At 65.6% G+C, this 23,834-nt stretch carries 20 protein-coding genes; 13 read left to right on the top strand and 7 right to left on the bottom strand.

Features of this window, described 5'->3' with window-relative positions:
• Positions 1-12: 12 nt before the first annotated feature.
• The 4 genes from LC407_RS07130 to LC407_RS07115 form a co-directional block, all read right to left on the bottom strand.
• Positions 13-1,614, bottom strand: a complete 1,602-nt coding sequence (locus LC407_RS07130; protein WP_223482487.1) for a phosphoethanolamine--lipid A transferase — start codon at positions 1,612-1,614, stop codon at positions 13-15.
• Between the two features lie 112 nt (positions 1,615-1,726).
• Positions 1,727-2,119, bottom strand: a complete 393-nt coding sequence (locus tag LC407_RS07125) for a diacylglycerol kinase (protein WP_218787513.1) — start codon at positions 2,117-2,119, stop codon at positions 1,727-1,729.
• 60 nt (positions 2,120-2,179) lie between these two features.
• A complete protein-coding gene (locus LC407_RS07120; RefSeq protein ID WP_223482486.1) occupies positions 2,180-3,436 on the bottom strand; it encodes a HAMP domain-containing sensor histidine kinase in 1,257 nt (418 codons plus the stop codon).
• A gap of 9 nt (positions 3,437-3,445) precedes the next feature.
• Positions 3,446-4,141 carry a response regulator transcription factor gene (locus LC407_RS07115; RefSeq protein WP_223482485.1) on the bottom strand — a complete coding sequence of 232 codons (696 nt, stop codon included), beginning with the start codon at positions 4,139-4,141 and terminating at the stop codon, positions 3,446-3,448.
• A gap of 123 nt (positions 4,142-4,264) precedes the next feature.
• Here LC407_RS07115 and LC407_RS07110 point away from each other — a divergent pair, with 123 nt between their 5' ends.
• Entirely contained in the window at positions 4,265-4,810 is a 546-nt protein-coding gene (locus LC407_RS07110; protein WP_223482484.1) for an NADPH-dependent FMN reductase, read from the top strand.
• Between the two features lie 511 nt (positions 4,811-5,321).
• A complete protein-coding gene (locus tag LC407_RS07100) occupies positions 5,322-5,669 on the top strand; it encodes an RcnB family protein (RefSeq protein WP_080148767.1) in 348 nt (115 codons plus the stop codon).
• Between the two features lie 78 nt (positions 5,670-5,747).
• Here LC407_RS07100 and LC407_RS07095 read toward each other — a convergent pair whose 3' ends face one another.
• Positions 5,748-6,026 (bottom strand): hypothetical protein, encoded by a 279-nt coding sequence (locus tag LC407_RS07095; protein ID WP_033832140.1) that lies wholly within the window; start codon positions 6,024-6,026, stop codon positions 5,748-5,750.
• A gap of 142 nt (positions 6,027-6,168) precedes the next feature.
• Between LC407_RS07095 and LC407_RS07090 the strand changes: the two genes are divergently transcribed.
• The 3 genes from LC407_RS07090 (at position 6,169) to arsN2 (ending at position 7,762) form a co-directional block, all read left to right on the top strand.
• Positions 6,169-6,819: a hypothetical protein gene (locus tag LC407_RS07090; RefSeq protein ID WP_223482483.1), complete on the top strand. Its 651-nt coding sequence runs from the start codon at positions 6,169-6,171 to the stop codon at positions 6,817-6,819.
• 51 nt (positions 6,820-6,870) lie between these two features.
• Positions 6,871-7,284 (top strand): Rap1a/Tai family immunity protein, encoded by a 414-nt coding sequence (locus LC407_RS07085; RefSeq protein WP_080148769.1) that lies wholly within the window; start codon positions 6,871-6,873, stop codon positions 7,282-7,284.
• A 73-nt stretch (positions 7,285-7,357) separates the two neighbouring features.
• The gene (gene arsN2, locus LC407_RS07080; RefSeq protein ID WP_170919583.1) at positions 7,358-7,762 is read left to right on the top strand and encodes an arsenic resistance N-acetyltransferase ArsN2; all 405 of its coding nucleotides are present in this window, start codon (positions 7,358-7,360) and stop codon (positions 7,760-7,762) included.
• A gap of 24 nt (positions 7,763-7,786) precedes the next feature.
• Here arsN2 and LC407_RS07075 read toward each other — a convergent pair whose 3' ends face one another.
• Positions 7,787-8,824 carry a LacI family DNA-binding transcriptional regulator gene (locus LC407_RS07075; RefSeq protein ID WP_317850714.1) on the bottom strand — a complete coding sequence of 346 codons (1,038 nt, stop codon included), beginning with the start codon at positions 8,822-8,824 and terminating at the stop codon, positions 7,787-7,789.
• A gap of 407 nt (positions 8,825-9,231) precedes the next feature.
• On the opposite strand from LC407_RS07075, the gene LC407_RS07070 reads away from it, so the two are divergent.
• From LC407_RS07070 to LC407_RS07035, 8 genes are all read left to right on the top strand, one after another.
• Positions 9,232-12,363, top strand: a complete 3,132-nt coding sequence (locus LC407_RS07070) for a TonB-dependent receptor (protein ID WP_080148772.1) — start codon at positions 9,232-9,234, stop codon at positions 12,361-12,363.
• Between the two features lie 65 nt (positions 12,364-12,428).
• Positions 12,429-13,187, top strand: coding sequence for a SapC family protein (locus LC407_RS07065; RefSeq protein WP_223482482.1), 759 nt, complete (start codon positions 12,429-12,431; stop codon positions 13,185-13,187).
• A 3-nt stretch (positions 13,188-13,190) separates the two neighbouring features.
• A complete protein-coding gene (locus LC407_RS07060; RefSeq protein WP_223482481.1) occupies positions 13,191-14,210 on the top strand; it encodes a cupin-like domain-containing protein in 1,020 nt (339 codons plus the stop codon).
• A 13-nt stretch (positions 14,211-14,223) separates the two neighbouring features.
• A complete protein-coding gene (locus LC407_RS07055; protein WP_223482480.1) occupies positions 14,224-15,753 on the top strand; it encodes a tryptophan halogenase family protein in 1,530 nt (509 codons plus the stop codon).
• A 64-nt stretch (positions 15,754-15,817) separates the two neighbouring features.
• The gene (gene xylB / locus LC407_RS07050; protein ID WP_223482479.1) at positions 15,818-17,311 is read left to right on the top strand and encodes a xylulokinase; all 1,494 of its coding nucleotides are present in this window, start codon (positions 15,818-15,820) and stop codon (positions 17,309-17,311) included.
• A 43-nt stretch (positions 17,312-17,354) separates the two neighbouring features.
• The gene (gene xylA / locus LC407_RS07045; protein WP_025877150.1) at positions 17,355-18,689 is read left to right on the top strand and encodes a xylose isomerase; all 1,335 of its coding nucleotides are present in this window, start codon (positions 17,355-17,357) and stop codon (positions 18,687-18,689) included.
• A 47-nt stretch (positions 18,690-18,736) separates the two neighbouring features.
• Complete coding sequence (locus LC407_RS07040) at positions 18,737-20,146, top strand: sugar porter family MFS transporter (protein ID WP_025877152.1); 1,410 nt, start codon at positions 18,737-18,739, stop codon at positions 20,144-20,146.
• Positions 20,143-22,701 carry an exo 1,3/1,4-beta-D-glucan glucohydrolase gene (locus LC407_RS07035; RefSeq protein WP_223482478.1) on the top strand — a complete coding sequence of 853 codons (2,559 nt, stop codon included), beginning with the start codon at positions 20,143-20,145 and terminating at the stop codon, positions 22,699-22,701. Before LC407_RS07040 ends, LC407_RS07035 begins: the two co-directional genes overlap by 4 nt.
• A gap of 20 nt (positions 22,702-22,721) precedes the next feature.
• On the opposite strand, the gene LC407_RS07030 is transcribed toward LC407_RS07035, so the two are convergent.
• Positions 22,722-23,780, bottom strand: coding sequence for a LacI family DNA-binding transcriptional regulator (locus LC407_RS07030; RefSeq protein WP_223482477.1), 1,059 nt, complete (start codon positions 23,778-23,780; stop codon positions 22,722-22,724).
• Between the last annotated feature and the right edge of the window lie 54 nt (positions 23,781-23,834).

Genomic DNA, 23,834 nt, shown 5'->3' with positions numbered 1-23,834 from the left:
CCGGCCAGCACGCTAGGGAATGCGGCAGCCCGCGAACACATCCAGTCCCGGCTGGTAGATACCGCTGCTGATGGCGAACAGTCCCAGCAGGGAGTGGAAGAGATTGTCGTGGCTGTAGGAGCCGGTGCCTGCAGCATGGCGCAGGCAGGCCAGATCAAGGCGGGCATGGGTTGCAAAGCCCGGGGAGAACCACATCACCATCGGCACCTGGGTCTGCTCGCGTGGCGCAATGAAGTAGGGCGTTCCGTGCAGATACAGACCGTGCTCGCCAAGCGACTCGCCGTGATCGGAGACATAGATCAGTGCAACGTCACGCTGCTCCGAATAGGTCTGCAGCAGGTCGATGGCCTTGCCCAGCAGCCGGTCGGTATAGACCAGCGTATTGTCGTAGGTGTTGGTCAGCGCTTCGTTGCTGCACTTCTGTATCTGGTTGCTGTCGCAGGTAGGGCTGAATGCCCTGGAGTCGGCGGGATAGCGTTCAAAGTAGGTGGGGCCATGGCTGCCCAGCTGGTGCAGCACGATCAGACCATCACCCTGCATGGCCGCGATGCGCGTGTCCAGCTGGTGCAGCAGGATCTCATCATGGCAGGTGCCGTCCTTGTTCACGCACAACCCAGGCACCTTCAGCGGCGGCATGTCGTCGGTGGGAACGCGGTTGCACACGCCCTTGCAGCCACCGTTGTTGTTGTCGCGCCAGAGCACGCTGGCGCCGGTGCGCTGCAGGATGTCCAGTACGTTCTCTTCCGATGCCGCAGCGACGCCCTCGTACTGCGACCGCGGCATCTGCGAGAACATGCACGGCAGTGACACCGCCGTTGATGTGCCGCAGGATGCAACGTCCCGGAAGCTGATGACGCCGTCCTTGCGTGACAGCTGCGGGTTGGTCGGGCGCGGATAGCCGTTGAGCTGGAAGTTCTTTGCACGTGCCGTCTCGCCGGCCACCAGGATGACCAGGCGCGGGCGCTCGCCGGGCGTGCGCGCGGCGTCTTCGCCGATCGTGCGCAGCGGCTGTGCCTTGGCGCTGTAGCTGCTCCGGAGGTAGCCATAGGTGTGACGCAGGACGTTCAGCGGCAGCACCTGCTCGCGGATGTAGCGGTTGTTGCGGAGCAGCGACGAATACTCCTTGTAGAACGCCAGGCTTACCGTTGCCAGCACCATCAGCGTCGCCAGCACATTCCCCAACCACACCAGCGCCGCCCGCAAAGGACGCCCCCTGTTTCCACTGCGCATGATCAGCAGAACGCATGTGGGCAGCGCGCCCAGCAACAGCACCGTCAACAGCAACGGCAGCGACAGGTAGGAGGTCATCTCAGCCTGGTTGGTCTCCAGCGCGTTCTGCACCATGTCGCGGTCGATCAGTACGTTGTAATGCAGCATGAAGTAGGTGCACGCAGCGCTGGCGACAACCAGCAACGCCAGCACCGGTTTGCGCGCATAGGGGAGCATGCCGATGGGCGTGAACAGCAGATTGAACAGGCACAGCAGCAGCACCGGAAGGCTGCAGAAGAACAAAGCGCTGCGCAGATCATGGATGTCGATGAGAGACCAGAGCGTCTTCCAGAGAGCGATGTTTCCCAGCGTGGTGAAGAACAATGCCGTGCACCAGACAAGCATGATCGGATGTTGCGGGACAGACCTGAAGCATGAACGCACGTGCAGAATCCGCTGAGCCAGAAGTGCGCGCAGTATCTGGACGCGTTCATCAGGAAGTTGTCAGGTTCGTTGCTCATCCCAACAGGACCACGGCCCACACCGTAGCCACCATCAGCAGGGCCGTGCTCTGTGCGGCGCTGCCCATGTCCTTGGCGTTCTTGGAAAGTGGATGGTGTTCCAGAGAGATGCGATCCACCACCGCTTCGATGGCCGAGTTGAGCAGCTCCACCAGCAGGCTGACGAAGCAGACCATCAGCATCACGGCGCGCTCGCTGCGGCTGACGTCCAGCAGGAGCGCGACGGTTGCCAGCGCGCCATGCAGCAACAGCAGCTGCCGGAACGCGGCCTCACCCTTGAATGTCGCGACGAAACCGTCGCGGGAATGGATCACGGTATGCAGGATGCGGCGCAGACCGGTCTTGCCGTGCGCGTACTTGCCGTTGCCCTTGGGTTGCCCTGGCTGCATTTCGTACCTGCCTTCATGAAGAGATCCGGCAAGGGTGGAAGGGGCAATGTCAGGAAGCTGTCAGGTATCGGCTGCGGCTGGGCGCATCTGCAGGGTGAAGCAGCAGCCTTGCACCGAGGTATCGACCGTCATCTGCCAGCCAAGATGCTCGACCACGCGCTGCACGATGGACAGGCCCAGACCTTCGCCACTCTGCCGGGCGCTGGTCACGAAGCGCTGGAACTGCTGCGCGTCGATGCTGGACGGCAGCCCCGGGCCGGTATCGGCAACCCGCAGCGTGGTGCCACGCAGTTCCACCCGTACCTCGCCTTCCTCCGTGTACTGGCACGCATTGCGCAGCAGGTTCCAGATCACGCTCTGTGCCAGCACGTCATTGGTCAGCAGCTGCTCGTCCTGCGCCGCATCAAGGGTCAGCCGCACCGGCTTTCCTGCCAGCCACGGCACGCATCGCGCCATGCATTCCTCGATCACCGGTCGCAGCAGGAGGTTGCTGCGTGGCACCGTCCTGGGGTCGCGGGAAAGCAGCAGCAGGCAGGTCAGCTGGCGCTGCATTTCCTGCGTGGTCCGCACAATGCGCTCGGCACTGGCCAGCAGCCGGCTGTCGGCCGGCAGCTGGTGCAGCAGCGTTTCGGCGGCGCCACCGATGATCGCCAGTGGTGTGCGCAGTTCATGGCTGGCGTCGCCAGCGAAGCACTGTTCACGCTGCAGGAACTGCTCAAGTTCGTCGCTGTGCTGGGCAAAGGCGCGCGCCAGAACGCCGATCTCGTCGCGCGCGTCCTGGAAGGGGAAGGGCTTGTGCTTGTTCTGCACGGCATCAGCCAGGCGCGTAATGGGCGCGATGACGTGGGCCGACGTCCGGCGACCAATCCAGAACGCACAGAGCACGCAGGTCAGGATCACCAGCGCAGCAAAGGCGTTGATCAGGTGCTCGAGGTAGGCGTAGTGATCACCGTGCTGCAGCAGGTAGTAGCGCTGCCCGCTGCTTTCGAAGACCCGAAGGTGCCATTCGTTCGGTGCGGCTTCACCGTGGTAACCCAGCCCGTACCGGCGCAGCACCTGCGGAACCGTATGCGGATCAAACAGCTGGCTGCCTTCCGGCAGGTCCGGTTGCACGCCTTGGGCCAAGGCCACCTGCAGCCTGCGGACCTCCCGGTCCTGGCTCATTGAAACCACGGAGGCCCTTACTTCGTCATAGTCCACCAGTTCTACCAGTACGATGAAGCCCATGGCACCGGCCATCAGCAACACGAAGGCAACGGTGATGCGCGTTCTCAGGGTCAAGCTTCGATAGAGGGACTTCAGCGAGCGGGCATTCATGGGTGGCGACTATTCCGCGAGTGCTGGCGCCGGCGTGCCCAGGCGCCAGCCGACACTGTGCACGGTAGCAATGAGTGCAGGGTCGAACGGCCTGTCCACCTGAAGGCGCAGCTCATGGATATGCGTACGTAGTGCACCGCTCTCCGGCGGCTCGTCGCCCCATATCAGGTACTCCATCTCCTGCTTGCGCACTACCGCCGGCGCGGCCCGCATCAGGCACATCAGCAGCTTGTGCGTGGTCGGTGTCAGGTTGAGGGCCTGGCCCTGGCGCCATGCCTGTGGCGAACGGGTGTCGACCCGCAGGTCCGCCCAGGCCAGCACGCTCTGCACCTGCCGGCCCTGGGCGCGGCGGACCAGCGCCTTGATGCGCGCGTCCAGCTCCTTCAGGGAAAAGGGCTTGACCAGGTAATCATCCGCACCCAGCGCGAGCCCCTGCACGCGGTCTTCCACCGGATCACGGGCGGTCAGCATCAGGATCGGCACCGGGTTCTGGAACTTCTCGCGGAGTGTCCGGCACAGCGCCATGCCATCAAGGCGGGGCAGCATCAGGTCCAGCAGGATGGCATCGTAATCATTCTGCGTTGCCCTGCGCAGGCCGCTGGCACCATCCCGTGCATCGTCAAGTACGTAGCCCAGTGGCTCGAAGAACGCGTAAAGGTTGGCAACCAGCTCGGGGTTGTCTTCAATGATGAGCAGTCGTGTCATGGGCTACGTGCATCCGTGCATGAGCAGCGGACTTTGGACGATCACCTGGGGTTTGCCAAGTGCGGGGAGGTGCTGCAGGCCATCGCCGGGCGCGGCGACAGGCGCCTGTGATAGCGTGCCAGGATGAAGATCCTTGCCATATCCGGTAGTGCACGCCGGCTGTCCACCAACACCGCATTGCTGAGGGCGCTGGAAGAAATCGCGCCGCCGGATATCGCGCTGACGACCTGCGCCGATCTCGGCGGGCTTCCCGTTTTCTCTCCCGACCTTGAAGATCTGCCCTTGCATGACAGCGTCGTGCGCTTCAAGCAATGCATTGAAGCCAGCGATGGCATCGTGATTTCAAGCCCTGAGTACGCAAGAGGCATTCCCGGCGGCCTGAAGAACGCCATGGATTGGCTGGTATCGGGCGACCTTGTGGTTGCAAAACCCATCGCCCTGGTGCACGCCTCCCATCGCGGCGATGACATGCTGGCGTCTCTCCGGCTTGTGCTGTCGACCATCAGTTCCCGCTTCAACGAGGAACTGTTCCTGCGCTTTCCTTTCATGAAGATGGAGCCGGAGGCCATTGCCAGTGCTGTAAGACAACCGGTCAATCGCGCGCCGGCAGAGGCCTTTCTTCAGGAATTCGCCCGCTACTGCGGCCGACCGCAGGGTGATCGCGCATGATCGATAGCGCGGCCTGCTGACAAGGGCGTTCTGGACACGCACCGTGCGTCCGCAAGGCCCGGCCATGCGCTTGCGGCGTCAGCGGGTCACAGGGGGTGCAGATGGGAATAGCCTGCAGCGTCCACGAACTGCGGCAGCGTCCACAGCTGGCCATTGGGCCCCCAGCGCCTGCAGGCGCTGCACATGTCGCCGGCAATGATGGCGCCCGCCGCAGCAGCTCATCCAGTCGGTGCGCTTGAACCGGGCGCGGCTGATGCTGGAAAGCGGCAGGCTTTCGGTGGAAGAGGTGGCCGCGCAGGTGGGCTTGGGCGATTCTGCGACACTCAGGCGATTGCTGCGCCGCCGATTGGGCCTGACTCCCACCCGGATTCGAGGGTGAGGGCGCCGCATTGCTGAATGCGGGTTTGCGGACGCCCATCGGGTCCGGTCGGGCTCACGGATTCATTCACAGGCGCTGCCCTATATTCCGGGTCACAACGCCGCATACCGCGGCTGGACGGGGAACATTCCCATGAAAACCAGACATTTGCTTGGCATTGCCCTGGGCGCTGCAATCACCCTGATGGCTGCCACCGCCTGGGCCGATCCGCCGCACCATGCACGTGGCAACGGACCGCCGCCCCATGCAGGCGGCCCCCACAACCGCGACGCACCGCCGCCGGGCTGGCAGAAAAAGGCATGGCGCCGCGGCGACCGCTTGCCCTGGGCCGAGGTTGACCGCCGCTACTGGGTGGACGACTACGCGCATTACCGTCTGCGCGACCCCGGTCGCGGTCAGCGGTGGGTGCGGCAGTCGGATACGGAATACCTGCTGGTGGAGATCGCCACCGGCGTGATCATCGACGCCTTGCGTCGCTAGGATTCCGGCACGAGCCCCCGGGCGGCGCGCAGCCGCCGCGGGGGTAATGGCGGCACGGCCGCCGGTGACATCGCGCTCTCACCCCGGCAACTCGCACTTCATCTTGCCGTCCACGTAATACGGCTTGGGTACGTTCGGGTTGTCGCTGGTCTTCTCAAAGACCACTTCGAACGACGCTGCGTCGGGCGAGCCCTTGCGATCGGTACACGCGTCGTGGAGTTTTTTCTTGACCGCAGCAATGCCGGCCTCGCGGTTGGCACCGTCGGCGCTGTTGGTCAGGTTCACGGTTTCAGCCAGGGCCAAGGGGCTGAAGGCAGACAGGCAGCCGGCGATCATCAGTGTATGCAGCTTGGTCAAGGGGTGCACCTCGCGGAAGTCCAATGAGGCGGTCAGCATAATGCGGGAGCGTTAACAGCACGTGCCCGCTAGCGGCAGTTGGCTTGGCTGACGTTGTTTGGTACAAGCCAAGCTGTCGAAGATCAGAGAATGGGCGCGAGCCATGTCCGAACCCTATTCGGCCCTGCTCAGGCTGCAGCTGCCGCGCGAGCGTCTTGCACGCTGGTTGGCGGCCCCGGTGCCTGCAGCATCGAGGTGGAATGACTGGCGATCCATCGCCGGCCGGTGGCGCCTGCCCGGCGGCGTCGATCTGGCTGCGTCCAGTGATGTGGAGCTGGGTGAATTCCTCTCCGATTGCACTGCAATGCTGGCCCGGCATGCGGAAAATCGCGCCGCGTTGGCCGCCCTCCTGGAATCGGCGCAGGCGGAGAACATCAGGGTTGCGGCCTACGATCGGGCCGGGGCGTACTTCGTTGCAGGGTCACTGACGTATTCCGAGAACCTCTATGATCTGGTCGTGTTCCTGGCGATGGCGCGGGGCGCCGCCGATTTTCTTGAGCCTGGTGAGCACGGCGTGGCACTGGTGCACGACTACCTATGGGCCGAGGACGGTGAGCGGGAGACGGTTGCTGCGGTCCACCTCGCCGGCAAGGGCGATTCGGGCTTCATGACGCCGGCGCAGGCCGGCGAGACCGCTGCGACCTTCGATGCAATGGTCGAGCTCATGCTGGACGGAGCGGACGACCCGCAGTTCACTCCACGCAATCAGTTCGACCGTATCCAGGAGCGCGGCCATGCGGCCCAGGAGAACTAGATGACAAGCACAGGCACCCGCAGGGATCCAGTCAGCAGGAGAGCACGCTGCTTGCCCGGCGCCCTTGTGCTCTGCTTCTGCACGCTGGCCGGATCTGCGCTGGCGCAGACAGCGCCGGTCACGCGCACCTGGTTCGTGAGCGGAGCAGAGTTGGCCAAGCTCCTGCAGGGCAGGGGTGAAGACGGATTCTGCAGCGGCGATCAGTGCCGGAACCTGGCGAGCGCCCGCGCGGGCGCCTACATCCAGGGCGTTGCGGATACAGGCCGAGGGCAGTGGTGTGGCCAGGGACATATTCTTCCCCATGAACTGGTCGACCGTGTGTCTTCGCACATCCGGCAGCTACCCGCCGAACGACTGAATCAGGATGCCGCATCTCTGGTCATTGAAGCGCTGGAGACTGCGCTTCCCTGCCAGCAGGCGGCGTCCACCAGCGACCGCGCCCACGCCGCGCGGAGTGGGCTATGAGCCCCTGTCGCCGCTGCAGGTCGCCTGGCCGGAACAAAGCGAGAGCTGCCGCATGCGAGTGATGGAGACAGCGTTGTCTGCCGACGTGCTGGCCCTGCTGGAGACCAGCGGCCTGCCTACGGAGGATCTGCGTGCAGGCAGGCCGATCACCTTTCTGGCAGCGTCGTTGAATGGAGAGCTGCTCGGTTGCGTGGGCTATGAATCGAGCCGCGACGTCGTGCTCCTGCGCTCGTTGGCGATCCAGCCGATGTCGCAGGGCAGGGGCCTGGGGCGGCAACTGGTGGTGGAGTTGGAGCGGCATGCCAAGGCGGCGGGTGGCAGGACCGTGTTCCTTCTCACGACCACGGCAGCACCGTTCTTCGAGCAGCTTGGCTATGAGCGCGTCGCGCGCGATGCAGCACCGGGATTCATCGCTGCGTCGACGCAGTTCAGTGAGCTGTGCCCAGGCTCGGCACAGCTGATGATGCGTCGGCTGTAGGCCGGCCGGGACCCGGCGGGTGCTTCAGCCCCCTTGTCCATCGATGTCCGGGGCTTGCCGCGTTGCGATCCGGGATGCCCGGCGTGCAGAGGACAGCGGCGGTGCCGATACCGAGGCGCGCGTGATCAACTGGTGCGCAAGCACGTGGTTGACAGTGACGCGCCTTGAGGACGCGGGGCGGCGCATTTCCCGCAGCAGGATGTCTATCGCGTTGTCCGCCATCTCTGCGACCGGCTGATGGATGGTGGTCAGTTCCGGCCACACCATGGTCGCGGCGGAGGTGTCGTCGAAGCCCACCACCGAAAGATCCCCCGGCACCTGCAGGCCGCGGCGGTGGGCTACTGAAACAACCGCCGATGCCATGTCATCGTTGCTGGCGAAGATCGCACTGGGTGGCGGGCCCTGGGCCAGCAGCCGCTCGGCTGCCTCCAGGCCGGAACGGTAGGTGAAGCAGCCGGGTTGCACGAGCGCGTCGTCGTAGCCGATGCCGGCGTTGGCCAGTGCATCCCGGTAGCCCTGCCAGCGGTGCGCGCTGGCGGTCTGGTTCGGGTCGCCCTTGATATAGCCGATGCGGGTATGCCCGTGGGCGATGAGGTGCGACACCATGTCATGGCTGGCCTGGCGGTCGTCGATGCGCACGCAGGAGATCCTGTCGCTGAAGCGGCTGGAGGCGATGGAGACGACGGGAATGCCCGCGTTGACGAATACCTCGACGATGTCCTTCGATTCACACAGCGGCGGCGGAAGAATCACGCCTGCCACGGTGGTGGCGAGTTGCCGTGCCGCCTCGCGACGCGCCGGGGTGCCCAGCTCATCCCAGGCAGCGATGACCAGTTGCGCCGCCGACCGGGTGGAACCGCGCAGCGCGCCGACCAGCAGTTCGCGCAGGTAGCTGGAGCTGGGGTTGGTGTAGATCAGGGCGATGCAGGTGTGCTGCGCCGCAGCCAGGGCGGAGGCAGCAGGGTTGGGCCGGTAGTCCAGCGCCAGTACGCTGCGCAGGACGCGTTCGCGGTTGCCTTCGCGTACCCCGGCATGGCCGTTGATGACGCGTGACACCGTCATGGCGGAAACACCGGCATGGGCAGCGACGTCATCGATGGTGACGGCGCTTGCTTTTCGACGGACCGCTTTATGGCCGTTTTTCAAGGCTGGATTCCTTTGCTGCGCTGCATGATGACAAGCGCGATTGCGGATGAGTAGTCTGCGCCGTGACGCGATGGTAGCGCTACCACTGAGCCGGTGTAAGGCCAGCGGATGCCCCCCCCCTTTACCGCGCGGCTGTTCCGGCAAGTCTGAAAGCGAGTTTGAGTCGCAGTGGGTGCAAAGCGCACTGCGATGTTCGGTGTGGAAGACGGGCGTCGCCCGTACGTGCCCCCAGGAGGGGCGGTACATCCATTCGATCGTATGTCAGAGGGGAGAGTCATGAGCGCTGCTACTTTCCGTCGTACCCCAGGCCGGAGGGCTCGTCGATGAGCCGGACGCTGGCGAAGTTCACTTCCAGGGCCATGTTCACCTTTGTCGGTGGCGTCCTGGTCATCAATCCCGCATTCGCACAAGAGGCGTCAACGCCGGCACCCGTCGCCGGGCAGCAGAATCCGCCCAGCCCGACACAGCTGGACACCGTCCAGGTCACGGGCATCCGCAACAGCCTCAGCCAGGCCATGGACATCAAGCGTGATTCAGCCGGCGTGGTGGATGCGATCAGTGCGGAGGACATCGGCAAGTTCCCCGATACCAACCTGGCCGAATCCCTGCAGCGCATCACCGGCATCTCGATCGAGCGCCGTGACGGTGAGGGCGCACAGGTAACGGCACGTGGTTTCGGCCCTCAGTTCAACATGGTGACGCTCAACGGGCGGCAGATGCCCGGCGCCGATGCGTTCGGTGCGTCGGGGCAGGTCGCCATCGGTGGTGTCGACGGCGGCACCCGTGCCTTCAACTTCGCCCAGCTGGCCGCTGAAGCCATCAATGGCATCGAGGTCTACAAGACCAGCCAGGCCAATGTTCCCAGCGGTGGCATCGGTGCCACCATCAACATCCTGACCTCGCGGCCGTTTGACCACGAGGGCATCGTCGCCAGTGCCGGGGCGAAGGCCGTCTCCGACCGCAGCCAGCCGTTCGGCGACGACCTGACGCCGGAACTGTCCGGCATCTTCAGTTACGCCAATCCCGACAAGACCTTCGGCGTGGGCGTGAGCGCCAGCTACCAGAAACGCAAGGGCGGTTCGGTGCAGGCCACCGACAACTACTGGAACGTGCAGCCGTGGACCGGCACGATGCCGGGCAACCCGAGGGTGGTCAATGCACCGGCGATCGGTGCGCTGTATGCGCGGCCGAACGACCTGCGCTATGCCTTCTCCGAATTCGAGCGTGAGCGCATCAACGGCCAGGCCGTGCTGCAGTTCGCGCCGACCGATGCGGTGACCTTGACCCTGGATTACACCTATTCGACCAACGAGATCACTGAAAATCGTGGCGAGCAGGGCATGTGGCTGCAGAACAGCAACTACACCGACGTCGAATTCGATACCAGCGGTGCGGTTGCCACGCCGATCTACATCCGTGAAATCGCCGGCACCAAGGATTTCGGCCTTGAGCAGCAGCGCAGCATGCAGAAGTACAAGCTGGGTTCGCTCGGCCTGAATGCGGTCTGGAATGTGACCGACCGCTTCAAGCTCAGCTTCGATGCGCACAACTCGAAGAATGAAAGCCGCCCGAACGATCCGCTCACTGGTGGCGGCTCCATCTTCAGCAGCATCGCCGGCACCAACAACTGCACCGCCGGACCGCATTGCGGTGGGTCATGGGTGCAGGAAATGGTCTTCAACAGCGGCCTGCCGGTGGGCACCCAGGTCTGGTACCCGAGCACGGCCGATGCCATCGCCAACACCAACGGCGTGGTCAATCCGGGTTTCGCGCCGGGCGAGATCGGTTCGCAGGTGCTGCGCATCAACTCGCAGACACAGATCAGCGAGATCAAGCAGGGGCGTGTCGACGGTGAGTGGAGCTTCGACAAGGGGCGCTTCCAGTTTGGCGTGGACTCGAGCAAGCAGACCACCCACCGCATCCAGGCAGCGGAGAATTACAACACCCTGGGCGATTGGGGCGTGGCCAACGTTGACGGGGATGTTGCCAACGGGCTGATGGACCTGCTGCAGCCGGTCAACATCGTCGGGCTGTTCAACGATTTCAATGCCAACAGCTTCACGGCCTGGCGCGGCGATGCCGGTCGCCTTGCGCAGTGGGCGGCGGACAACTATGGCGCCAATCTCGGCGTGAGCCCGCAGCGCGCCGCCGATAACCTGGTGGAAGAGAAGACGAAGTCGGCCTACTTCCAGGTGGAGCTGGATGGTGAGCTGGGCGGCATGCGTACCAATACCCGCCTGGGTGTGCGCTATGAAACCACCGATGTTGTCTCCACCTCGAACATCGCCATCCCGGAAGCCATCGAGTGGCAATCCAACAATGACTTCCGCGTGGTGTTGTCCGACGAACAACAGCCGTTCACCGAGAAGAACAGCTACAGCTACATCCTGCCCAATCTGGATTTCAGCATCGATCTTCGTGAGGACCTGAAGGGGCGTGTCTCATTCGGCAAGAGCATCGCACGCGCGCCGATCGGGAACCTGTATGCCGGCCCGACCGCCCAGCAGCCGTTCGGCTCGGTCCTCATCGACCCGTCCTCGCGGGCCAGCGGTACCGCACAGAACCCGCAGCTGAAACCGCTGGAATCGGACAACCTGGATCTGGCGCTGGAGTGGTACTTCGCCGATGCGAGCTACGTCTCGCTGACCTACTGGAACAAATCGGTCGACAATTTCGTCGGCAACACCATTGTCCAGGAGAATCTGTACGGCCTGCGCGATCCTACCGCCGGTCCGGATGCGCAGGCGGCGCTGGCGTTCCTCACCAGCGGTGCCTGCGTCACACAGGTCGGCGCTGCCAATGCAGCGGCGTGCTCGGCCAATGACACCTCGCTGTTCACCGCCCTGGCCCTGCTGCGCAACAATCCCGCCGGGTTGGGCGCCTACAACGGTACCGACGCCCAGGTGCTGGCCACTGAAGCAGCCTACGACCTGTACGGTACGGCCGGCGATCCGCTGTACCAGTTCAACGTCAATCGTCCCATCAACCAGAACAAGGCCAAGCTCCACGGCTGGGAACTGGGTGGGCAATACTTCTTCGGCGATACCGGCTTCGGCATCCTGGCCAACTACACCCTGGTCAATGGCGATGTGGGCTTCAACAACGCAGGCGACCCGGGCATCGACCAGTTCTCGCTCACGGGACTGAGCGACACGGCCAATGCGATGCTGATGTACGAGAAGTACGGTTGGTCGGTACGACTGGCGTGGAACTGGCGTGACCAGTACCTGATCCTGGCCAACCAGGGAGCCAGCCGCAATCCGTACTATGTGGAGGCGTACGAACAGTGGGATCTCAGCGTGAACTACACCCTGGATGACCACTGGTCGTTCGGCCTGGAGGCGATCAACCTGACCGGTGAGGATGTGCGCTGGCGTTCGCGTACCTCGCAGATGATCGTGAAGCTGGCCGACCAGAGCCCGCGTTACATGCTGGGCGTGCGTTACAGGTTCTGAACCGTGGGGTGCCGCTGCCACGACAGCGGCACCCGTTCCAGGCTGCTGACGGATTGGACAACACCATGTCGCGTTACGAAATGCTCAACAACATTGCCCATCGGGACCTGCGTGTGGCCACCGGCTTCGGCGCCGAGTTCGGCGACGCGGTGGGCATGGTGCCGGCCTATCCGAGTGAGTTCGCCGAACTGCAGCGGGAATATCCCATCTTCCTGCGCAGGGACCCCGCCACGGGCGGCTGGCAGGCGGTGGCCCTGCTGGGGTTCGAACAGCACGAGAACCTGTTCCTGCAGGACGGTCGCTGGAACGCCTCCTACCTGCCCGGCGCCGCAGCGAAAGGGCCATTCCTGATCGGTTTCCAGGAAGGGCACATCGATGGTGCGCTTACCCGGGAAGCGGTGTTGCACGTGGATCTGGATCATCCGCGCGTGACCGCAATGCACGGCGAGCCGGTGTTCCTGCCACAGGGCGGTAACTCGCCCTATCTGGACCATATCGCCGGGGTGCTGCGCGGCATCCACGACGGCCATGCTTTTGCCGCGGACATGTTTGCCACGCTCGACGCGAAAGGGTTGATCCAACCGATCACGCTGGACGTGCGGATCGACGCGGAGCATCGGGTCGGCGTCAACGGCCTGCATGCGGTCGACCGTGACCGCCTCGCGCTGCTGGAGGGTGCGGCGCTGGCCGAACTCAACCGCGCCGGCTACCTGGAGGGCGCCTATCTGATGCTGGCATCGCTGCACAACTTGCGCCGCCTGATCGCCGAGAAGCAGCGACGCCTGCGCGCAGCGGATACCGCTGTCGCGGGCGGCAGGAACTGACCGGTGCTGGACGGCGTCGCCATGCGCACAATGGAAGACCTGGATCCCGCGGCGCTGCCGCTGCAGGCGCTGGTGGCAGCCGGCGAGCCAGTGGTGCTGCGCGGCATCGCGCGCGACTGGGCATTGGTGCAGGCCGGGTCGCGTTCCCTGCAGGAGGCCATGGCCTACCTGCGCGGGTTCGAAGCAGGCGTGCCTGTTCCCTATTCCTTCGGCGGCCCCGAGATCGAAGGGCGTCCGTTCTACAACGCGGATTTCACCCGCTTGAACTTCGAGGTCCGGCGTGGCCTGCTGACAGAGGTGCTGGACGCAATCGCCGACCACCTCGATTCGCCGAGCCCGCCCACCTATTACGTCGCTTCGCTGCTGATCGCGCGTGCGCTGCCCGGGTTCGCCCAGCACAACGACGCCGGACTGGCGGGGCAGGGCATCGATGCTTCGGCCAGCATCTGGGTCGGCAACCGGGTGACGGCCTCCTGCCATTACGACATTCCGGACAACCTGGCGTGCTGCGCGGTGGGCCGGCGCCGCTTCACCCTGTTTCCGCCGGAGCAGATCGACAACCTCTACCCGGGACCGATGGAGCCCACCCCGGGTGGGCAGGTGGTCAGCGTGGTGGATTTCGACCAGCCGGATTTCGACCGCCATCCGCGCTTCCGTGATGCCCTGGCAAGCGCGCAGACTGCCACGCTTGAGCCCGGTGATGCCATCTTCATCCCAGGCCTGTGGTGGCACCACGTGCGCAGCCTGGAACCGTTCAACGTGCTGGTGAACTACTGGTGGCGCAGTGCGCCTGGCTATCTCGGCTCACCCCTGCCGGCGCTGCAGCATGCGATGTGGGCCCTGCGCGATCTACCGGCGCGCGAGAAGCAGGCGTGGGCAAAGATCTTCCAGTACTACGTGTTTGGTCCCGGCGAGCAGGCAGGGCAACACCTGCCAGAAGCGGCCCGGGGTGAGCTGGCACCGTTCGACGAGACGCAGGCGCGGCGCATGCGCGCGCAGCTGCTGGGTCGACTCAACCGCTGATGGGAGCATCGCATTGAACGCTGCGGACACTACACAAGGGCCGATCCGGAGAGTGGTGATCGCCGGTGGCGGCACCGCCGGCTGGCTGGCCGGCTGCGCACTGGCGCACCAGTTCCGCCAGCAGCTGGACATCACCCTGGTGGAGTCCGAGCAGATCGGTACCGTGGGTGTGGGCGAATCCACCGTGCCGCCCATCCGCACGTTCCACCGTTTCCTGCAGATCGATGAGCAGGAGTTCCTGCGTGCGGTCGCCGGCACGTTCAAGCTGTCGATCTCGTTCGAGAACTGGCGTCGCCCCGGTGAACGCTTCATCCATCCTTTCGGCACGATCGGGCAGGGCACCTGGGCCACGCCGTTCCATCACTTCTGGCTGGACAGCCTGCGCCGCGGCATGCCCTCCGAGCTGGGCGACTTCTGCCTGGAAAGCGCCGCGTCCCTGGCCGACAGGTTCTCGCTGCAGACCCAACCCCAGGTCAACTACGCCTACCATTTCGACGCCGGGCTCTATGCCAGGTTCCTGCGCGGCAAGGCCGAAGCAAACGGCCTGCGGCGGGTGGAAGGCAAGATCCGCGAAGTCCGCCAGCATCCCCATGACGGCTCGGTTGCGTCGCTTGTGCTGGACGACGGGCAGGTCATCGAAGGCGATCTGTTCATCGACTGCACGGGATTCCGCGGCCTGTTGACCGAGCAGACCCTGCATACCGGCTATGAAGACTGGAACGAATGGTTGCCCAGTGATCGCGCCGTTGCCGTGCAGACCGACTCGCCCGCGCCGCCGGTGCCCTACACCCGTGCCATCGCGCACGAGGCCGGGTGGCGCTGGCACATCGCGCTGCAGCACCGGGTTGGCTGCGGGCTGGTCTTTTCCAGCCGCCACATGTCCGATGACGAGGCGCAGGCCAAGCTGCTGCGTGATGTCGACGGACGGCCCCTGCGCGATCCGTGGCTGGTGCCGTTCCGCAGCGGGCGCCGGTTGCAGGCCTGGAACAGGAACGTGGTGGCGCTCGGGCTGGCCAGTGGCTTCATCGAGCCGCTGGAATCGACCAGCATCCACCTGACCATCAGCGCCGTCGTGCGCCTGATCCAGCTGTTCCCGTCCGACGGCATCACCCCTTCGCTGGTGGCGCTGTACAACGACGTGAGCCGCCAGGAGATGGAGCACGTGCGCGATTTCATCATCCTGCATTACCACGCCAACCAGCGCGACGAGCCGATGTGGAAGGCCTGCCGCGAGATGGCGCTGCCTGAATCGCTGCAGGTCCGCCTGCGCGCGTGGCGCGAGCGTGCCCATGCCTGGCAGGACCCTGGCGAGCTGTTCCGGGTCGACTCCTGGACCAGCGTCCTGATGGGTCAGGGCATCCAGCCCGGAGCGCCGCACCCGCTTGCGCGGGCCATCGGCGATGCGGACCTGCGCACCCTGTTGCATCGCATCCGGCAGCCAGTGCAGGAAACGGTGGCGAAGATGCCGACGCAGGCAGAGTTCATCGAGCGCTACTGCAAGGCGGCGCCGGACGCATGGCAAAGGGGCAGGGCCGTGGCGTAGCCGCAGTGCGCGCTGTTGCATTGAATTGGTAGCGCTACCTTCAAACCACTACGGGGTGCAGTGAATGGAATTGGTTGCGGGAATCGACGCTGGTACGCAAAGCCTGAAGGTGGTCGTCTACGACCCTGAAGGGCGCAGTCTCGTGGCCAGCGCCAGCGCGCCATTGCAGCTGACCAGCGCTGCAGACGGCAGCCGGGAACAGCGGCCGGCCGATTGGGTGACGGCACTGCACGCCTGCTTTGCTGCGATCGATCCGGCGGTGCGCTCCCGGATTGCCGCGCTGGCAGTCTCAGGACAGCAGCATGGGTTCGTGCCGGTCGATGCGGCCGGGGAGGTGCTGGCTCCGGCCAAGCTGTGGTGCGACACCAGCACCTCGGCCGAATGCGTGCAGATCATGGACGCCGCAGGCGGCACGGCGCGCACCATCGCGTTGGCCGGCAACCCGGTGCTTGCCGGTTACACCGCCTCCAAGCTGCCGTGGACGAAAACGCACCGGCCCGACGCCTACGCGCGGCTTGCCACCATCCTGCTGCCGCACGATTACCTCAATTTCGTGTTGACCGGCGAGCGCTTCTGCGAATACGGCGATGCGTCGGGCACCGGCTGGCTGGATGTGCGCACCCGGACCTGGTCGGCCGAGCTGCTGCACGCGACCGATCCGCAGCGCGATCTCGCCGACTGCCTGCCACGCATCGCCGCGACCGAAGAGATGTTCGGCATCACCCCCGCCGCGGCGGCGGCGTTGGGCCTTCCCGCATCGGTGAAGGTGGCCGTCGGCGGTGGCGACAACATGATGGCGGCCGTGGGTACTGGCTGCGTCGTACCCGGCCGCCTGGTGATGAGCCTGGGTACGTCCGGCACCCTGTTTGCCTTCTCGGACGCGCCCGTGGTCGACCCGGGCGGGGCATGGGCCGCGTTCTGCTCGTCGACCGGCGGCTGGCTGCCGCTGATCTGCACGATGAACTGCACCGTGGTGACCGGACAGGTCGCCGACGCCTTCGGCTTCAGCAGCCGCGAGGGCGACCGGCACCTGCAGGCCACTCCGCCCGGTGCCGACGGCCTGGTGATGCTGCCGTTCCTCAACGGCGAACGCACGCCGGACCTGCCGCAGGGCAAGGGGGTGCTGGCGGGCCTGGACACGACCAACATGACGCCGGCGCACATCTACCGCGCGGCCATGGAAGGGGCCACCTACGCCCTGAAGTATGGCTACGACGCATTCGTCGGCGCGGGCATGCAGTTCGAACGCATCGTGCTGACCGGCGGCGGCAGCAACAGCGCGCAGTGGCGGCAACTGGTGGCCGATGTGTTCGGCCTGCCGGTGGAGGTGCCGACCCAGTCCGAAGGCGCGGCATTCGGTGCGGCATTGCAGGCCCTGTGGGCATTGGGCCACGGCCGCGGCGATGCCGCCTCCATCGCCGACGTCGCCGACCGCCACGTTGCGCTTGACCCGCTGCGTTCGGCACGCCCGGACCCCGCACGCGCCGAAGCCTACGCCACGGCCTACGCCCGTTTCCTTCGACATCTCGACGCCATCACGCCGCTGTACCGCGGCTGATCTCCTTTCCGCGACACCTCGCACAACGACAGGAAGACGCACCATGAGCACGCAACCTTTCATCGGCGCCAAGGAATACTTCCCCGGCATCGGCCGCATTCCCTTCGAAGGCCGGGGCTCGGACAACCCGCTCGCGTTCAAGGTCTACGACGCGGACAAGGTCATCGGCGGCAGGACCATGCAGGAGCATCTGCGCTTTGCAGTCTGTTACTGGCACACCTTCTGCAATGCCGGGCACGATCCGTTCGGTCCGGGTACCCGCCATTTCCCCTGGGAGGCCGGCTCGCCGATGGCGACCGCCGAGGCGAAGGTGGACGCGGCGTTCGAGTTCTTCACCAAGCTGGGCGTGCCGTACTGGTGTTTCCACGATATCGACCTGGCGCCGGACGCCGAGGATGTCGGGCAGTACGAAAAGAACCTGAAGCACATGGTGGGCCTGGCCAAGGCGCGCCAGGATGCAACCGGCATGAAGCTGCTGTGGGGCACGGCCAACCTGTTCTCGCACCCGCGCTACATGAACGGTGCGTCCACCAACCCGGATTTCGCTGTGGTGGCGCGTGCCGCCGTGCAGGTAAAGGCGGCGCTGGAGGCCACCGTTGAACTGGGCGGCGAGCATTACGTGTTCTGGGGCGGCCGCGAAGGCTATGCCGCGCTGGCCAATACCCAGATGAAGCGCGAAGTCGACCACCTCGCGCGGTTCCTGACCATGGCGCGCGACCATGGCCGCAGCATCGGCCTGAAGGGCAACTTCCTGATCGAGCCCAAGCCGATGGAACCGATGAAGCACCAGTACGACTTCGACAGCGCCACCGTGGTGGGGTTCCTGAAGGAACATGGCCTGGACAAGGATTTCAAGCTCAACATCGAGGCCAACCACGCGACGCTGTCCGGCCACACCTTCGAACATGATCTGCAGGTCGCCTCGGACCACGGCCTGCTCGGCAGCATCGACGCCAACCGCGGCAACGCCCAGAACGGCTGGGATACCGACCAGTTCCCCACCGACCTGTACGACACCGTGGGCGCGATGCTGGTGGTGCTGCGCCAGGGCGGCCTGGAAGGCGGCTTGAACTTCGACGCCAAGGTGCGCCGTGAATCGACCGACCTGGAAGATCTGTTCATTGCCCATGTCGGCGGCATGGATGCCTTCGCCCGCGGGCTGGAAGTGGCCCATGCGCTGCTGAACGACTCGCCGCTGGAGCAGTGGCGCAAGGAGCGTTACGCCAGCTTCGACAGTGGTGCCGGCAAGGACTTCGCGGGCGGCGCGCTCAGTCTGGCAGAACTGGCTGCGCTCGGTGCCAAGGGCGGCGAGCCCAGGCAGATCAGCGGCAAGCAGGAGCGCTACGAGAACCTGATCAACCAGTACCTGCTGCGCTGAGCACAGCGGCTCGCATCGATGACACCGAACCGGGGAGGGGCACGGCAATGCAGCAGGCAATGAGCGGTGGAGAGAACACCCGGCTGATCGTATTGATCAGCGTGGTGGCGACGATTGGCGGATTCCTGTTCGGGTTCGACAGCGGCGTGATCAACGGCACCCAGGACGGCCTGCACCAGGCGTTCAGATCCGGCGAGTGGATGCAGGGGTTCGAGATCGCCTCGATGTTGCTGGGCTGCGCCGTGGGTGCCTTCAGCGCCGGCCGGCTGGCCGACCGTCTCGGCCGCCGCAACGTGCTGATCGTCTCGGCAGTGCTGTTCCTGCTGTCGGCGATCGGCGCCGGCGCCGCATCCTCCTCGGCGATGTTCATCGTCGCGCGGGTGTTGGGGGGCTTTGCGGTGGGCGCCGCCAGTGTCATCTCCCCGGCCTACATCGCCGAAGTCGCGCCGGCGCGCTACCGTGGCCGGCTCGCCACGGTCCAGCAGATCGCCATCATCAGCGGGCTGACCGTCGCGTTCCTGTCCAACTATCTGCTGGCGGCCACCGCCGGTGCGTCCACCGAGGCACTGTGGGGCGGGCACGCAGCGTGGCGCTGGATGTTCTGGATGCAGGCCGTGCCCTCGCTGCTGTTCCTGGCGCTGCTGCTGACCATTCCGGAAAGCCCGCGCTACCTGATGGTGAAGCGCCGCAAGGACGAGGCGTTGCAGGTGCTTGCGCGGCTGTACGGCGGTGTCGAGGCGCAGGCGAAGCTTGCCGAGATCGACGCTTCGCTGTCGACCGACCACCATCGGCCGCGGCTGTCGGACCTGCGCAACAAGGGCACCGGCAGGATCCGCCCGATTGTCTGGGTCGGCATCGGCCTGGCCACCTTCCAGCAGCTGGTCGGCATCAACGTGGTGTTCTACTACGGTGCCGTGCTCTGGCAGGCCGTCGGCTTCTCCGAGAACGACGCGCTGCTGATCAACGTGTTGTCCGGTGCGCTCAGCATCGGCGCCTGCATCGTCACCGTGCTGCTGATCGATCGCATCGGGCGCAAGCCATTGCTGTGGGTGGGCTCGGCCGGCATGGCGGTGTCATTGGCACTGCTGGTGGCCGCATTCGCCAGCGGGTCGCTGGTCGATACGCACCTGCAGCTGCCTGCAGGCATGGGCACGCTGGCGCTGGTGGCGGCCAATGCCTATGTCGTGTTCTTCAACATCTCGTGGGGCCCGGTGATGTGGGTGATGCTGGGCGAGATGTTCCCCAACCAGATCCGCGGTTCGGGCCTGGCGGTGGCCGGTGCGGCGCAGTGGACCGCCAATTTCGCCGTCACCGTGACTTTCCCGATTCTGCTGGCCGCCACCGGGCTGGCAGCCACGTACAGCATCTATCTGGTGGCGGCGGTCATTTCGGTGTTCTTCGTGCTCAGGTACGTGCACGAAACCAAGGGCAAGGAACTGGAGCAGATGGAAGGATGAACGCGATGACCCATCGACACGTTGGCCGCGCACACGCTGGCGTGCTGCTGACCACGCTGCTGCTGGCACTGGCGGCCTGCGGCAAGGATCAAAACGTTGCCGCAACTGCAGCCGCGACGCCGTGGCCGCAGGTCGCCTGGCCACTGGCCGAGGACCCCGCGCTGGAGAAGCGCATCACCGACCTGATGGCCACCATGACGGTGGAGGAAAAGGTCGGCCAGCTGGTGCAGGGCGATATCGCCAGCATCACCCCCGACGACGTGCGCCGCTATCGGTTGGGCTCGGTCCTGGCCGGCGGCAATTCCGATCCCGGTGGCCGTTACGATGCCGCACCGGCCGAATGGCTCGCGCTGGCCGATGCGTTCTACGCAGCGTCGATGGACACCTCCACCGGCGGCAAAGCCATCCCGGTGCTGTTCGGCATCGATGCCGTGCACGGGCAGAGCAACATCATCGGCGCGACACTGTTCCCGCACAACATCGGCCTGGGCGCGGCCCGCAACCCGGATCTGCTGCGCCGGATCGGCGAGGTGACCGCGCTGGAGACCCGTGCGACCGGGATGGAGTGGGCGTTCGCACCGACCGTGGCGGTACCGCAGGACGACCGCTGGGGGCGCACCTATGAGGGCTATTCCGAATCGCCCGAGGTGGTGGCCAGCTATGCCGGTGCAATGGTCGAAGGCCTGCAGGGCAAAGTGGGTACGCCCGCGTTCCTCGATGGTCGTCATGTGATCGCCTCGGTGAAGCACTTCCTCGGCGACGGTGGCACTACCGATGGCAAGGACCAGGGTGATACCCGGATCAGCGAAGCGGACCTGGTGCGCATCCACGCGGCCGGATATCCGCCGGCGATCGCTGCAGGCGCACAGACCGTCATGGCCTCCTTCAACAGCGTCAACGGCGAAAAAATGCATGGTCACAGGCAGTACCTGACCGATGCGTTGAAGGGCCGCATGCACTTCGGTGGGTTCGTGGTGGGCGACTGGAACGGCCACGGGCAGGTCAAGGGCTGCACGACCACCGATTGCCCGGCCACCATCAATGCGGGCCTGGACATGGCCATGGCCTCGGACAGCTGGAAGGGCTTCTACGAAACCACGCTGGCCGCCGTGAAGAACGGCACCATCAGCCAGCAACGGCTGGACGAGGCGGTGCGCCGGATCCTGCGCGTCAAGATGCGGCTGGGTCTGTTCGAGGCCGGCAAGCCGTCCACACGTGCGGTCGGCGGCCAGTTCGCCCTCATCGGCGCACCGGAACATCGTGCGCTGGCACGGCAGGCGGTGCGCGAATCGCTGGTACTGCTGAAGAACCAGGGGGGCGTGTTGCCACTGTCGCCCAAGCAACGGATCCTGGTGGCCGGTGACGGCGCCAACGACGTGGGCAAGCAGGCCGGCGGCTGGACGCTGAACTGGCAGGGCACCGGCACGACCCGCAAGGACTTCCCCAATGCGGACACGATCTACGAGGGCATCGCCCAGCAGGCGTCGGCCGCGGGTGGCGAGGCAGTGCTGGCGGTCGATGGGAAATATGTAACGAAGCCGGATGTGGCCGTGGTGGTATTCGGCGAGAGCCCGTATGCCGAGTTCCAGGGCGATCTGCCGACGCTGGCCTACAAGCCGGGGGACGATGCCGACCTTGACCTGATCAAGCGGCTGAAGGCCGACGGCATTCCGGTGGTGGCCGTGTTCCTGAGCGGACGCCCGCTGTGGGTCAACCGCGAGATCAACGCCGCTGATGCGTTCGTGGCGGCGTGGCTGCCCGGCTCGGAAGGTGCTGGCGTTGCCGACGTGCTGCTGCGCAGGCCTGATGGCAGCGTGCAGCACGATTTCAAGGGCAGGTTGAGCTTCAGCTGGCCGCGCACGGCAACGCAGTACGCCAACAATGTGGGGCAGAAGGATTACAACCCGCAGTTCGCCTTCGGCTTCGGCCTGTCCTACGCCGACAACGGCGATCTGGCGGCGCTGCCGGAAGTCTCCGGGGTAACCGGCAATGAAGGTGCCGCCGGCGTGTTCTTCGCGCGCGGCGAAGCCGGATCCGGCATGGCTCTGCGCCTGCAGAACAGCACGGGGCAGGGCGTCACGGTCACCAAGGTGCCGGAGGCCCTGGAGGGCGATCTGCTCAAGGTCACCGGCGTGGACCACCTGGCACAGGAAGACGGCCGCCGCCTGGCCTGGTCGGGCAAGGCTGAGGCAGTTGCCGCGCTGCAGTCACACACGGCACTGGACCTGCAGCGCGAAAGCAACGGCGACCTGATGCTGCTGACCACGCTGCGGGTGGAGTCTGCACCCCGTGGCGAGGCCTGGTTGGCGGTGGGCTGCGGCACGGGCTGCTCGGCCCGCATTGCGCTCACGCCGACGCTGGCAAAACTGCCGGTCGGCCAATGGACGCGCGTGGGCGTGCCGCTGAAGTGCCTTGCTGCCGCAGGTGCGGACGTCGGCAAGCTGGATCGCCCGTGGTCGATCGGAACGGCGGGGGCGATGACACTGTCGGTGTCACGTGTCGCGCTGGGCGCCCTGAACGAGGCGGAGACCAGCATCGGGTGCGCAGGCGCGTGACCGTGACGCTGTGTCCTGCGCTATCGGGAACCGGGTGGGCGCGTGACCGAATCGCGCACCACCAGCCGGTGCGGCACCACGTGGTCGGTCAACACGCGCACGCCCTCGCTGCGGCGGCGGATGGTGCGCAGCAGGATCTCGATGGCGGCATCGGCCATCGAGGCGATGGGCTGATGGATGGTGGTGAGCTCGGGCCAGACCGTCGTGGCGGCGGAGCTGTCATCGAAGCCCACCACCGACAGGTCGCGGGGCACCTCCAGGCCACGCCGGTGCGCGACGGAGATCGCCGCCGCGCCCATATCGTCGTTGCTGGCCAGGATTGCGGTGGGCGGCCTGGGCTGGCACAGCAGTTTCTCGGCAGCGGCCAGCCCGGAGCGGTAGGTGTAGTCGCCCTGTTCGACCAGGGCGGGGTCGACCTCCAGCCCGGCGTCGTGCAGTGCGCTGACAAAGCCGTCATAGCGCCGCGCGCTGGCACTGAGGTCGGTGCGCCCGCAGATGAAGCCGATGCGGCGGTGGCCCTGCTGGATCAGGTGTTCAGCCAATTCCCTGCCGGCGTGGAAGTCATCGATGCGCACGCAGGAAATGTCATTGCCGAGGTGACCCGGCGCGATCGCCACCACCGGGATGCCGGCCTTGACCAGCTCGGTCACCACCGGCTTCGATTCGCACAGCGGCGGCGGCAGGATGACGCCGTCCACCCGCCCGGCCAGGGCACGCGCGGCCTTGCGCTGGGCCGCGGGGCCCGGCTCGTCCCAGTAGTCGATGACCAGCTGGATGGCAGTGTTGGACGCTACGCGCAGCAGGCCGACCAGCAGTTCGCGCAGGTAGGCACCGCTGGGGTCGGTGTAGATCAGTGCAATACGCGTGTGCTGCGCGGCGGCCAGCGAACTGGCGGCGAGGTTGGGCGTATAGCCCAGTTCACGCACTGCGCGCATCACGCGCTCGCGGGTGACGTCGCGCACCTTGCCCTGGTTGATCGCCCGCGACACCGTCATCGGCGACACTCCGGCCAGGGCCGCCACCTCGTCGATCGTCACGCCACTGGTTTTGCGGCGGACCGATTTCTTCGGCTTGTCCAATACGCGCTCCCGTTCTTCTCTGTGACGCTGCCGAAGCCCGCGCACGTCCGGAGC

Origin of the sequence: Stenotrophomonas sp. OVS01A (genome assembly GCF_019969775.1) — a bacterium.
Lineage (GTDB): Bacteria > Pseudomonadota > Gammaproteobacteria > Xanthomonadales > Xanthomonadaceae > Stenotrophomonas > Stenotrophomonas indicatrix.
The sequence above is the reverse complement of the archived record's forward strand: the minus strand, read 5'-3'. Positions and strand labels throughout refer to the sequence as shown.